This is a genomic window from Shewanella sp. SM69 (assembly GCF_025653985.1).
Lineage (GTDB): Bacteria > Pseudomonadota > Gammaproteobacteria > Enterobacterales > Shewanellaceae > Shewanella > Shewanella oncorhynchi.
In genome coordinates this window covers 1-11,763 of sequence record NZ_JAKKRV010000029.1, presented here as the reverse complement: position 1 = coordinate 11,763, position 11,763 = coordinate 1, and the positions used below count along the sequence as shown (strand labels likewise).

15 protein-coding genes and 1 pseudogene are annotated in these 11,763 nt (G+C 43.7%); 12 read left to right on the top strand and 4 right to left on the bottom strand.

Annotation, left to right across the window (positions count from 1 at the left end; all coding sequences use genetic code 11):
* Position 1: 1 nt before the first annotated feature.
* Positions 2-937 (bottom strand): AraC family transcriptional regulator, encoded by a 936-nt coding sequence (locus L5M37_RS22960; RefSeq protein ID WP_002123001.1) that lies wholly within the window; start codon positions 935-937, stop codon positions 2-4.
* Positions 938-1,059: 122 nt separating this feature from the next.
* Here L5M37_RS22960 and msrA (L5M37_RS22955) point away from each other — a divergent pair, with 122 nt between their 5' ends.
* The 5 genes from msrA (L5M37_RS22955) (at position 1,060) to L5M37_RS22935 (ending at position 3,452) form a co-directional block, all read left to right on the top strand.
* Positions 1,060-1,548 (top strand): peptide-methionine (S)-S-oxide reductase MsrA, encoded by a 489-nt coding sequence (gene msrA / locus L5M37_RS22955; protein WP_069785042.1) that lies wholly within the window; start codon positions 1,060-1,062, stop codon positions 1,546-1,548.
* A 3-nt stretch (positions 1,549-1,551) separates the two neighbouring features.
* A complete protein-coding gene (locus tag L5M37_RS22950) occupies positions 1,552-1,812 on the top strand; it encodes a glutaredoxin (RefSeq protein WP_005403706.1) in 261 nt (86 codons plus the stop codon).
* Between the two features lie 31 nt (positions 1,813-1,843).
* Positions 1,844-2,284: a peptide-methionine (R)-S-oxide reductase MsrB gene (gene msrB / locus L5M37_RS22945; protein WP_005403705.1), complete on the top strand. Its 441-nt coding sequence runs from the start codon at positions 1,844-1,846 to the stop codon at positions 2,282-2,284.
* A 54-nt stretch (positions 2,285-2,338) separates the two neighbouring features.
* The gene (locus L5M37_RS22940) at positions 2,339-2,584 is read left to right on the top strand and encodes a glutaredoxin family protein (protein ID WP_263201888.1); all 246 of its coding nucleotides are present in this window, start codon (positions 2,339-2,341) and stop codon (positions 2,582-2,584) included.
* 220 nt (positions 2,585-2,804) lie between these two features.
* Complete coding sequence (locus tag L5M37_RS22935; protein ID WP_223846397.1) at positions 2,805-3,452, top strand: peptide-methionine (S)-S-oxide reductase MsrA; 648 nt, start codon at positions 2,805-2,807, stop codon at positions 3,450-3,452.
* A 219-nt stretch (positions 3,453-3,671) separates the two neighbouring features.
* Here the strand turns inward: L5M37_RS22935 and L5M37_RS22930 are convergent, their stop codons facing one another.
* A complete protein-coding gene (locus L5M37_RS22930) occupies positions 3,672-4,649 on the bottom strand; it encodes a sensor domain-containing diguanylate cyclase (protein ID WP_002119794.1) in 978 nt (325 codons plus the stop codon).
* 617 nt (positions 4,650-5,266) lie between these two features.
* Positions 5,267-6,553 carry a GAF domain-containing protein gene (locus L5M37_RS22920; protein ID WP_000257537.1) on the bottom strand — a complete coding sequence of 429 codons (1,287 nt, stop codon included), beginning with the start codon at positions 6,551-6,553 and terminating at the stop codon, positions 5,267-5,269.
* Between the two features lie 868 nt (positions 6,554-7,421).
* Here L5M37_RS22920 and L5M37_RS22915 point away from each other — a divergent pair.
* The 7 genes and pseudogenes from L5M37_RS22915 to L5M37_RS22885 all read left to right on the top strand — a co-directional run.
* Complete coding sequence (locus tag L5M37_RS22915) at positions 7,422-7,583, top strand: peptide-methionine (S)-S-oxide reductase (protein WP_223290059.1); 162 nt, start codon at positions 7,422-7,424, stop codon at positions 7,581-7,583.
* Positions 7,584-7,641: 58 nt separating this feature from the next.
* Positions 7,642-8,196, top strand: coding sequence for a carboxymuconolactone decarboxylase family protein (locus tag L5M37_RS22910; RefSeq protein WP_011711655.1), 555 nt, complete (start codon positions 7,642-7,644; stop codon positions 8,194-8,196).
* A gap of 137 nt (positions 8,197-8,333) precedes the next feature.
* Entirely contained in the window at positions 8,334-8,849 is a 516-nt protein-coding gene (locus L5M37_RS22905; RefSeq protein ID WP_011711654.1) for a YkgB family protein, read from the top strand.
* 236 nt (positions 8,850-9,085) lie between these two features.
* Positions 9,086-9,532 carry a peptide-methionine (R)-S-oxide reductase MsrB gene (gene msrB / locus L5M37_RS22900; protein WP_011711653.1) on the top strand — a complete coding sequence of 149 codons (447 nt, stop codon included), beginning with the start codon at positions 9,086-9,088 and terminating at the stop codon, positions 9,530-9,532.
* 2 nt (positions 9,533-9,534) lie between these two features.
* Complete coding sequence (gene msrA / locus L5M37_RS22895; RefSeq protein ID WP_011711652.1) at positions 9,535-10,035, top strand: peptide-methionine (S)-S-oxide reductase MsrA; 501 nt, start codon at positions 9,535-9,537, stop codon at positions 10,033-10,035.
* Between the two features lie 29 nt (positions 10,036-10,064).
* Positions 10,065-10,604 (top strand): peptide-methionine (S)-S-oxide reductase, encoded by a 540-nt coding sequence (locus L5M37_RS22890; protein WP_041413416.1) that lies wholly within the window; start codon positions 10,065-10,067, stop codon positions 10,602-10,604.
* A gap of 15 nt (positions 10,605-10,619) precedes the next feature.
* Positions 10,620-10,889: pseudogene (locus L5M37_RS22885) on the top strand (IS481 family transposase); the annotation flags it as partial.
* A 465-nt stretch (positions 10,890-11,354) separates the two neighbouring features.
* Here L5M37_RS22885 and L5M37_RS22880 read toward each other — a convergent pair.
* Positions 11,355-11,763, bottom strand: a 409-nt coding sequence (locus L5M37_RS22880) for an IS66 family transposase (RefSeq protein WP_263201887.1), incomplete at its 5' end; no start/stop codon positions are given.

The window sequence follows — 11,763 nt, the reverse complement described above, 5'->3', positions numbered from 1 at the left end:
TTTACACCTTTTCAGAATTTTCTTTTCTGTACGCGCTAGGAGTTTTGCCAATTTTTTTCTTAAACAACTTTTGAAAGTGTTCATGTGCCGGATACCCAATGGCTTCACTCACTTCGGGAACAGACTTACCGGATTCTTTAAGCAGCTGCTTTGCTTTTTCAAGCCGACAATAGGTTAAATAATCAAGAGGTGTCATGCCTGACAGCTCCTTAAATTTGACGCTGTAGTTCGTACGCGACATCCCCGCAATCCCGGCGAGATCGTCAAGACCCCATTTTTTATCGAGACTATGATGAATAGCTTCCAAGGTTTTGCTGAGTTGCGGATTTTCGATCAGTTTGAAGAATCCAGCATTTTTATTGGATTTGTACATGTGGATTCTTAACGCTTGCACGAAGATAATTTCGGTCAGCTTTCTGACTAACGTGTTGCTTCCAGGAAGCCCTGATTTTGCTTCCTGCTCTATAATACTTAAAAGCATGGCAAGCCAAGGCGAGTGGGAGTTATCAGCACTCTTGATATGCACGACATTTGGCAGCGAATTTAAGAATGGATGATCGGGTCCGCCATTAAAACAAAAATGTCCGCAAACGACGTTGGCTTTGAGCTTGCTCTGATCACCGTATTCCAAAACTTGAGCTTCGGTGAGGTTGGCTTTAGCTCTAAATTCGACCGCAGGCTCGGCCTTGATTTTTGGTGCACTGGCCATGGTGTGCTCCATCCCTTTGAAAAAGATCAAAATATCGCCCTGCTCCGCCAATGCTTTAAGTTTAAGTTTTGGCACCTCATACCAAAACTCGCCATGAGTCACGATGTGAAATCTCGCTAGATTCTCTTCCTGCGGGAGGCTGATGCCCCAGTCTCCCGCAAATGAGGTTCTATACCAGTAGCTGCTAGTAAGCTCTACCTTATCTAAAATTTCACTGAGAACATCCATATATAGCTCCTACGTAAACTGTCCAATAGGTCATGTTATACGAACTATTGAACATATTATATCTATTTTACATGCTGTAAAGTCAGTCTAATCAGTAAGTGGATGAAAACTAAGGAGGCTTTATGAAACTAGATTATGTGATCGTTGCCGGAGGGTGTTTTTGGGGTCTCGAAGACCTCCTTAGGAGTCTGGACGGTGTGACGTCAACGAAGGTGGGCTACTCTGGCGGAGATTTTGATGATCCTACCTACGCCGATATTATAACAGGGAAAACGGGGCACGCCGAAGCGGTTCGCGTGGAATACGACCAAGACGAAATATCTCTCGAAGAGATTCTACATTACTTTTTCAAAATCCATGATCCGACTACGAAGAATCGCCAAGGAAATGATGTTGGCACTTCGTATCGCTCGGCAGCGTTCTATCGTGACGATGCACAGAAAGCGATTATCGAAAACGTGATTGATGAGGTCAATGAGATCGGTCGCTTCGAGAATGAAGTGGTCACGACCGTCACCCTGGAAAAAGAATTCTACGACGCTGAGGCATATCACCAAAACTATTTGCAGAGGAATCCCAGCGGATACTCTTGCCATTTTGAAAGAGACTAAATCATGAACCAAATGAACGAGGAAAAAATGAAAGCACTTAAGAATGTTGTTATTTATACGAAAGACCATTGTCCATTTTGCGCACGCGTGAAGAATTACCTAACTGCTGAAAAGGTCGATTTCAAACAAATTCGCGTAGACGACGATCCGAAGACTTACCTGGAGTTGAAGGAAAGAACAAATCTCCAAACTGTACCGCAAGTTTTTGTGGATGGAGAATTCATTGGTAGTGCTACAGACTTCTTCTCGTGGATTGATAGCTAAAGAGTGAACCCTAAAATAAAGGAGCAAATATATGTTCAATTGGAAAAGCATTTACAACTACCTGGATAACGGCACTCCCGCGCCTCCCAAAAAAGTAGAAAAGAGCGAGGAAGAGTGGAAAGAAATTCTGACGCCAGCGCAATTTCGGGTCATGCGGATGAAAGGCACCGAACGCGCGCACACCGGAGAACTCTGTTCATTTTATGAAGCTGGAAGGTACGCCTGTGTGGGCTGCGACACCGAACTCTTTGACTCGAACCTAAAGTTCGATTCGGGAACGGGATGGCCGAGTTTTTCTGAGCCAGTCGCAGACAACGTAATTCAATATGAACTGGATACGACCTTCGGGCGCAGAATCGAAGTGCTATGCAATGTGTGCGAAGCCCATCTGGGGCACGCTTTTCCAGACGGTCCTGAGCCATCAGGGGTCCGATTCTGTATTAACTCGGAGTCATTGAAGTTTGTAGAATAATTTTTAAATCGAGGGGGTTTATGAAAGTGAACCTTTTGAAAAAAGGAGCCGTTCGTGTTGATTAAGCTGTTCGGTCATAAAGACTGCCATAAAACCAAGATTTACCATTCGTACTTGCAAGAAAAAGGGAGCCAGTTTGTTTTTTTGGATGTTCATGAAGACGACGCGGCTGCTGATGAACTGTGCTCCATCTATTCGAACGGAAAGCTGAATTTCCCGACAATAGTGGTTGGGACAAAGAAGCTGAGAAACCCCAAGTTCAAGGACCTTGACAGGTGGTTGGAAGCTTCAATGAAATAATGAGTTTTTTAGAATTATTAATAACTTAATAAGCAGTAAGATCAATGATTACAGCAATTTTCCGCAGTTGTGTTACCAAGAAACATGCTGCGGAGTTTTAGCAAAGATACTTCATCAAGCTGGTGTTGGAAAACGTGGTCTTATCGTCGTTTGCACGGCGTGAGGAATGGGAGTGGCTTCAATTTTTGAAAGTTAGGTGAAAAATATGTCGGATCTAAAAATGAATAAAGAAGACGGTGTTGAAAGCTATGAATTTGCAACCCCTGAAGCAATCGAAGAAGCATTGAAAATCGGGAAGCTTAGTCAAACGGTTTTCGGCATGGGTTGCTTTTGGGGACCGGATTCTAATTTTGGAGGGACGCAGGGAGTAGTGCAAACACGTGTTGGCTACGCTGGAGCATCAACTCTGGATCCGAGTTACCGCAACATCAACGGACACGCCGAAGTCGTCAGAGTGATCTACGATAAAGACCAAATCAGCTACAGGGAACTTCTTGGAAGTTTTGAATCATGGTCTGTTCATGGTAGAAAGCAGGGCCAGTATCGCCAGATACTTTTTGTTTTTGATCTGGAGCAAAAACAAGTAGCTGAAGAACTGATTCAAGCGATTGGAAAGGAGAAATCTCCCGAGGTGATTGAGGCCGGAGAACAAAATGGTTATTTTTGGCCCGCCGAAGATTACCATCAAAAGCATCGTCTTCGCAGAAACAAACAGCTTGTAAGTCTTGCAGAAGTAGATTTCGGTCCTCGCTGGGATGAACATCTGTATTTTACTAAATTAAATAGTACCGATAGAAAAGGCTTCAGTCTCTCAAGCTGGCTAAAAAAGTTGTCTCCGGAAATGCAGAAAGCTTACCGAATCGGTTAATCTGAAATTGCAGCTGGCTAAAGAACTCTATTTTCTATATGTAAAGAATGTGACGATCTCCTTCACATGGAGTCCAAGAGAGCATAAAAAATCTGTGTAAGTCGCATTACCCATGTATTTGAAAGGAATAAATAATGCCAATATCAGACCAGCTTATCGACCGAAGCAAGACCTCAGTTTTTATGAGGTCTTGAGATCAGCGCAGCATGAACAGATCTCTTACAGTGTGGCGAACACACTGGTTTGATTGCGGCCTTGGGTTTTAGCTTTGTATAACATCTGATCGGCGACTTCGAGCAACTGCTTTTTGTCGTCAAATAAATCAGCGCTGGCCAAACCTATGCTGACCGTTAATTGTCGTAATAACCACTCATGGTTAGCCACTACCAGCCTTAACTTTTCCAGTGTTTTATTTGCGGACGCTGTGTCTGTGCCTGGCAGGATCAGCACAAACTCTTCACCACCATAACGGGCGAAAAAGTCATAGTTCCTGCTATGGCGCTGAAACAGAGCCGCGACTTGACTCAGTGCCTCATCTCCTGCGGCATGACCATAGCTGTCGTTAAAACTCTTAAAGTGATCAATATCAATCAATGCCAGTACAAAAGATTGTCCTGTTCTTTGCCAGCGAGCAAATTCAGCTTCAAACTTGAGGTCAAAAGCTCTTCTGTTGTTCACCCCTGTCAGCGCATCCGTCATGCTGGTATTATGTAATTGTTCGCCGACTTTTTTCAGCTCCAGTATGGCGATCACTTGTCTGGACAGAGCCTGCAAAGAGCTTATCTGCCGCTGGTTCAGCTGCTTAGGAACATGATCATAGACACAAATAGTACCAATCACTGCACCTTCGGGATCAATCAGCGGCGAGCCAGCATAAAATCGGTAGCCAGGTCCTGAAATCACCATAGCATTGGTACTGAATCTGTGATCTAAAGTAGCGTCAGGGACCACCATTACCGCATCAGGTGTTTCCATTGCATACACGCAAAAGGACTCTTTAATTAATACAGAGGTACGCGAAATACCAACTTTTGCAATTAGATTCAGCTTTGTGTCATCGGTTCGCGTCACCATAGCCACTGGTGCATCACAGATATAACACGCCAGTTCAGTGATATCCCGCAGGTTCTGATCTGCTTCAGCAGGTGCTTTTAGTGTGGTTTCTGCACTAGCTGTTTGAGCTAAACTAAAGGTCATGTACTTCTCCGTTTTTCTACTGCATTTTTCAAAGATCCTGCATAGAAAAATGAATTAAATCGTTGATTTAACTCTAGCATAGATCTGTCAGACTTGAAGTTATCTCTGTAGCAATGGTATTGTTTTGTACAATATTCGCCTGCTTGATTTGAGTTTTAGCTGTATTTATAAACTTTTGGCTTTTCCGGTCGCAGGCTCTATAATTTGCTCGTTTAAATCCAACTCTTCGTCTAACGTCATCTATTTAGTGTGCATGCGGCCTCCGGAGCATTTTCCGTGGCTTATTTTACCGAAGCATCGGGATTGCTAAATAGAGCTGAACGCTGTAATGCGCTTTCGAACTGAGCTTTCCGTAACTTCGGCATTAGTTCATGTACCTTGCTTACTGGATGTTGGTTGACGCGCAGCAGCACGTCCGTCAGATAATCGTAAACGTTAATAGCAGTGTTGACCTTGCTTTGAATGACGCCAACATGCTTAGCACCAAGCTCCGTTCAGCAGAATCACAGCCAGTTTTTCAGTTATCCCAAGTGTCACTCTCAGATTAAAGGCCGCCATACCGGATGTAGTGCCAACAAGAAAACTAAAACACAACTTCGCTGATCATCGCTGAGTGTTTATAAATCGTCTCCCATCACCGGTATCGATAAGCAGATAAGCCTGGTTATGCCATTAGCAGTTCTTGAAGCATTCCTGCTTTCAATGTCGTCAACGTGATCACGATTTGAGTTGAGATAACGACTCTGTTGCTGAAGACTCTCAGTTAATTGCCACTCACCAGATTCAAGAACAGCACCCGCTAACTCGGCACATACTGTTGCAAAACCATAAAGCGCTTGATTATCGCGGGTAAAACGCAGCGGCATCGTCTGGCCTTTTACAAGAAGGGACCATTCCAAAACTCTGTACTTACCTTTTAATCGGTTACTGACAAAAATAGTTATACTTGTACCGCTGGCGCCAACAACTAAAAAGCTCGTGATAGCTAGTCCTATCAGAGACCATAACTCTGGTTTCCCACTTAGTAACAGTGGATTAGGCAAATGACTCCTCAAAACGAGATCAGCACCAAGGGTCAGCGCTGTTTTATACACTGCTTGTTCTAATAATGGAGTTGCATTGACCAGTGACGCAACAGCATCACAACTATAAGGTTCTAGAACTGCCGTAGCTCTCAACCATTCTGTTTCATGGGCAATCGCCAACAAATTTGACCAAATTCGAACCAGTGCCGCTATATGAATGGAGTTTTCATCAGTCAGGACGGTTTGATTAAGCTGCTTATCCAGTTCCTGATGCCAGTATTGGTATTGGCTTGTCAAAAGTACAAACAACTCAGATTGAAGCAACTTATTATTAGTTACCGGTCTTATCCTATTTGACATCTCATTGAATAGTTGTATAAATTTTTTGTCTGCTTGTTGCTCACGCTTTAGCAGATCTTGCTGTTGTTGAAGCATCTGTAAATCGTATTCAATGGCCTGCTTAAAAAGTGTGAGTAAGGAACAGTGTTGTGATGCCCGATCTGGGCTTGAAAAGTCCAACATACACAAAGTACCGAAAGTTTTTCCGCTAGGCCAAAGCAATGGCAGGCCATAGTAATAACTAAAGCCTGCTGCAAATGTTGGGTTATTGTTTTCATATCGGGTACCGATTGCATTTTCAACTAGTAATGGCTGGTTACTGGAAATGACTTGGGAACAATAAGTGTTAAGTGCCAATGGAACAGGTTCACCGCAATAAAAAGTTGGTACTGACACACTGCCAACAGCCTGACAAATTTCGTTTTTATCTAATCGATTAATCAGCACACAAGGCACTTCCGCGACTTGAGCCATCGAGTTTACAATGCCTTGCCAGCGCTCTAGGAGCAGAGCGGTTTCTATGCTCAAATCTACTGCCATTTGTTCCCTCAGTATTTAAATAGTCCCCTTTTGCATCATTCGATCTTGTTTATCTCAGAGTATCAAACAGGAAACAAAGTGATTGATGTCAATCAGGGAATTAGCAGCATTGATGCATTAAGCGGCGCACATACACTCTAAGTAAAGTGCTTAAGTCTGATTATGGCAAGAAATTGTTACTTTGTCAGGGATAGTCAACACTTTATTAGCGAGAGACTTGCTTGGCTGACATTTAAGACAAATCGCGAGATTCCAAATCTGCCACCAACAGTCGGAACTGAGTAACTCACTTGAGCTTTAAAAAGTAAAGCATTGAAATATTTATGGTATTTATACATCCTACCTAGCTCACAGCAGAGTTTAGCATCGTGCATTAATATGACCTTACACTAAAAATACGTACTAGTTGACGTCTATCAAACTCGTTTACGAGATAGTGTAGTGGTCGACAAATTTTGGCCACATCGTTATTGCCTAATAACCGATGCTCTCTTTAAATGCGAAATGAGTAGTGCACGCATTTTTAGCCTTTTGGCAAAACGTTGATGTCTCGAAATTTTCAAGCGCTGTGCCTTGTTTATTTTCAGAAACGTCTGCTTTCAGTGAGTTCCTGATGCTCGGGCGCTCTAAATTATGGGTATAGACAATCTGATTTGCCCTATATTTGCAGTTTTTCGTGAACCCTTAATTTCACAACTCTTTTAATCTGATATCCAAAGTCTGCATCCATACATAGCCCCTACGTAAACTGTCTAATAAGTCACATTATACGAACTATTGAGCATGTTATATCTATTTTACATGCTGTAAATTCAGTTCCATTAGTAAATAGATAAAAACCAAGGAGGCTTTATGAAAAATAAATAATGTGATCGTTGCCGGAGGGTGTTTTTGGAGTCTCGAAGACCTCCTTAGAAATCAGGACGGCGTGACGTCAACGAAGGTGTGTAGTGGCACTGAAATGGCGACTGCGCAAGACGTGAAGATGAGCTGTCTGATAGCAACGGATTATCAAGCAGAACCTTCTTAAATACAATTTATTCCACGCCAATACAGCGTGCTGTCTTTCAAATCACTAGGAGAAATTTATGTCACGTTTGAACACCCCTACCACAATCGACGCCGCGCCTACTGCTACCCATACCTCACTCAAGGCTGTGGAAAAACAACTGGGCCGCGTTCCTAACATGTTCCGCGTCGTTGCCAACAGCCCTGCTGCGCTGACTGGCTACCTGCAATTGAGCGCAGCATCAGCACAGGGCGGCTTGGGTACAGCGACTCTTGAGCGTATTGCCCTAGCCGTCGCTGAGATCAACGGCTGCGATTATTGCCTTGCTGGCCATTCCTTCCTAGGCCGTAAGGTGGCCAAGCTTGATGATGCTGAACTCACTGCCAACCGCAGCGGTGCATCAAATGACCCTAAGGCCGACGCAGCCGTGCGTTTTGCTGCCGCCGTAGTCCGCCAGCGCGGGCAAGTCAGCAATGACCAGGTCCAAGCGGTGCTGAACGCTGGCTACAGTGATGCACATGTAGTGGATATTCTGTTGGCTGTTGCCCTGAACACTTTCACTAACTACGTTAACGAAGTGACACAGACCGAGGTCGACTTCCCGGCCGTTCAACCACTAGGCATTGATGTCTAATCCATTGGTGCTCAACTACAGCAATTACCTAAGTTAGGTTCGACTCGAGTAAACATATAGTTTTTCTCAAGAGTCATATCATTTTAGTGGGCTACATAGAGTGAGTCCACATGGCTAAAAATAATTGGAGATATAAGATGACTATTCCCGAAATTGAAAATGGTGTCCAGACTACCAATATCCTTAGTAATAATCTCGGTGCAAAAGTCACTAAGTTTGGTATAGGTGGCATCTACGTTGCCATGACGATAATATATTTGTGGTTTGGTGGTATGAAATTCACTAGCTACGAAGCAAACGGTATACATGGTTTTGTTAGTAATAGCCCTCTGCTTTCATGGATGTATAGTTTCCTCAGCATTCAAGGATTCTCAAATTTTCTGGGTGTGCTTGAAATTTCAGTTGGCCTGTTAATCGCTGCACGAGTTTTCTCCCCTAAGCTCGCAATCTTGGGCGGTGTACTTTCAACCGGACTCTTTTTTACGACATTGTCGTTCATGCTGACTACACCCGGTGTTTTTGAGGCATCTCTTGGGTTTCCTGCGATCTCTGTGGTTCCTGGCCAGTTTTTGCTAAAAGATTTAGGCTTGTTTGTCGTGTCTATATTTATCGTAGGCACATCACTTACAGCACTGGAGCACAAAAACAAATAAGCCGCATCCGAAACAACTATAAGTTAGAGGGCCTTAAATTCTGCGGTATAGGTCTTGCAGTTCTTTTTAGCTGTCATAGGCACCTCGTTATGTGATTTTACTCACTTAGCGCGGTGTACAGAACTACTGGATCAGATCATTTTTTCGGGTTAACGGCCTAAGTGAAATAAATTCTGTAAACAGAAGGTCTCTTATAATCTGAAAGGCACATGGCTCTACTCTATAAGAGGACATTTATGAATACCTATCAAAAATCTATGAATGCGATTTCTGCTCTGACTAAGGAGCAGTATCGGGTGACGCAAGAAAATGGTACAGAGCGTCCAGGGACTGGTGAATTGCTAAAGAACACCAAGCCCGGCATTTACGTGGATATCGTGTCAGGTGAGCCTTTATTTGCGTCTTCTGCCAAGTATGAATCAGGGTGTGGTTGGCCGAGCTTTACCAAAGCGATAGACTCTGTCAACGTAATTGAAATCACTGATAGGTCGCACGGCATGACCCGCACAGAAGTGCGCTCAACTCATGGCGACAGTCACTTAGGCCATGTATTTTCAGACGGTCCCAAAGACCAGGGTGGCCTACGTTATTGTATTAACTCAGCGTCATTACGTTTTATTCCTAGGGAAGAAATGGCAAGTAAAGGTTACGCAGAGTATTTAGACCAAGTAGAGGACATTTAATTATGGCAATTGAACGCGCAGTATTAGCCGGTGGCTGCTTTTGGGGCATGCAGGATCTTATCCGCAAACGTCCCGGTATCACTTCAACCCGAGTAGGTTATACCGGTGGTGAAGTGGCTAATGCTACCTACCGCAATCATGGTAACCATGCTGAAGGCATTGAAATAATGTTCGATAATGAAATCACCAGCTATCGACAAATTTTAGAGTTTTTCTTTCAGATTCATGACCCTAGTACAGTAAATAGACAAGGTAATGACAAGGGCACATCTTATCGCTCAGCCATTTATTATACCTCTGAGGCACAGCATGCTGAGGCAGTAAAAACCATTGCTGACGTGGATGCTTCGGGATTATGGCCTGGAAAAGTAGTGACTGAAGTCGAACCTGCAAGTGATTTTTGGGAAGCGGAGGCTATGCATCAGGACTATTTGGAACTCCGACCAAATGGCTATACCTGCCACTTCCCCAGACCAGACTGGAAGTTGCCCTCATCTCAATGAGTTTGCAGCAGCCCACACAGACTTGCAATTTGCATACGACAACCACCCTTAATACAATCGGCTTAGGCGGTGGTTGTCACTGGTGCACCGAAGGCGTATTTTCATCACTTATTGGCATTGCTACTGTCAATCAAGGTTGGATCGCCTCAATTGGTGACAACGCTCAGTTCAGCGAAGCCATTGAAGTGGTTTTTGATCCGACTGTTATTTCTTTATCAACCTTGATCGAAATCCATTTACATACTCACGCGAGCACATCAAACCACTCAATGCGTGGTAAATATCGTTCAGCGATATACGCTTATGATGAGGTTCAGTATAACCAGGCTGTAAACATATTAGATGCCTGTAGAGCTGATTTTGAGCAGCCAGTCATTACTCAGGTTTATTTTTTTAAGGATTTTAAAGCGAATAAAACTGAGCTTATCGACTACTTTTATACAGCACCCAACAGACCATTTTGTCAAAGGTACATTCATCCAAAACTCACCTTCTTATTAGCACGTTTCAGCCACTATGTTGATACGCATAAATTGACAGAGTCAGGTGTAGAGTTAACATCGATATAGGCTGTGCTACTCTGCAAGTTCGAGCGTCATGATTACCAACTCTAGTAGTGGCATCGATCACACGAAAACTAAAACGATGTCACCGCAAACGAATGGGATCTGCGAGCAGTTTGATAAGGCGATCCTGAACGAGTTTTATCAGGTGGCTTTTCGCAACAAGTTAATCAAACGCTGGAGACGCGGCAAAATGATCAGGATGAGTGGCTGTCTTACAACAATGAACGAACTCATCAGGGCAAAATGTGCAACGGCAGAACGTCAGTTGAAACTGATCTGATCCAGTAGTTCTGTACACCGCGCTAAGTGAGTAAAATCACATAACGATACAACAACGTTACCCTACATAATCCCAAACTAATTTATCGTTGGAAACGCGAGTTATCCGTGAAGATGATAGAGCTTCTACGCGAGATCCTTTCCAACTGAGTCTGTTCGATGCTCTGTTATACCAATATCTTTGGAAACGCCCTTCGATGGTAGCTTGTTGCTTCTATCAACATTCATACACTTTTGTGAAAAAAATTTCCTGTGTATTTATCGGTATAGCATAAAGTCCATAATCAAATTAAAACGCTACCTAGTACAAAATTGCCTATTATTTAACCTTGACACTACCAATATGCACTGATCTGATATATATTGATTTAATGTATATTTTGCAGGCGATTTTTATGAAAAGTGCACTACTGCGGATCATCACCAACCAGAGGTAAGCGTAACGCCAACCACACCTTGCGGTGTGGCTGGTGATCAGTAAGGCAGGAGTTGCTGTAGTTTCTCTTGGGTGTTGGCTTTGGGTAGCTCGGTTAATAAGCGGCATAGGTAATCATACGGCTCCAGTCCGTTGATTTTTGAGGTCTCGACCAGGCTGTACAGTGCCGCACTGGCTTGTGCTCCCGTCTTGGTATTAGCGAACAACCACGCCTTGCGACCAATCACGAACGGTTTGATGGCGCGCTCCGCACGATTGTTGTCGATATTCAGACAGCCATCATCCAGATAGCGGACAAGCTTGGGCCACTGATTCAGGCTATACGTAATAGCCGCTCCCAGTAAACTTTCTTTCGTGACACTCTCGCTTGATTTATCCAACCAGCTTTTGAATTGCGCGAGCAACGGCTTGGCTAGCGTTTGCCTGGCTTCATATTTCTTATCAGGC

Bases quoted from the DNA above. Each gene is read 5' to 3' on its own strand.
- L5M37_RS22920 (WP_000257537.1), bottom strand. From the start codon at position 6,553: ATGGCAGTAGATTTGAGCATAGAAACCGCTCTGCTCCTAGAGCGCTGG.
- L5M37_RS22935 (WP_223846397.1), top strand. From the start codon at position 2,805: ATGAATAAAGAAGACGGTGTTGAAAGCTATGAATTTGCAACCCCTGAA.
- L5M37_RS22905 (WP_011711654.1), top strand. From the start codon at position 8,334: ATGACTATTCCCGAAATTGAAAATGGTGTCCAGACTACCAATATCCTT.
- msrB (WP_005403705.1), top strand. From the start codon at position 1,844: ATGTTCAATTGGAAAAGCATTTACAACTACCTGGATAACGGCACTCCC.
- L5M37_RS22930 (WP_002119794.1), bottom strand. From the start codon at position 4,649: ATGACCTTTAGTTTAGCTCAAACAGCTAGTGCAGAAACCACACTAAAA.
- L5M37_RS22960 (WP_002123001.1), bottom strand. From the start codon at position 937: ATGGATGTTCTCAGTGAAATTTTAGATAAGGTAGAGCTTACTAGCAGC.
- msrA (WP_069785042.1), top strand. From the start codon at position 1,060: ATGAAACTAGATTATGTGATCGTTGCCGGAGGGTGTTTTTGGGGTCTC.
- L5M37_RS22910 (WP_011711655.1), top strand. From the start codon at position 7,642: ATGTCACGTTTGAACACCCCTACCACAATCGACGCCGCGCCTACTGCT.
- msrA (WP_011711652.1), top strand. From the start codon at position 9,535: ATGGCAATTGAACGCGCAGTATTAGCCGGTGGCTGCTTTTGGGGCATG.
- msrB (WP_011711653.1), top strand. From the start codon at position 9,086: ATGAATACCTATCAAAAATCTATGAATGCGATTTCTGCTCTGACTAAG.
- L5M37_RS22950 (WP_005403706.1), top strand. From the start codon at position 1,552: ATGAACCAAATGAACGAGGAAAAAATGAAAGCACTTAAGAATGTTGTT.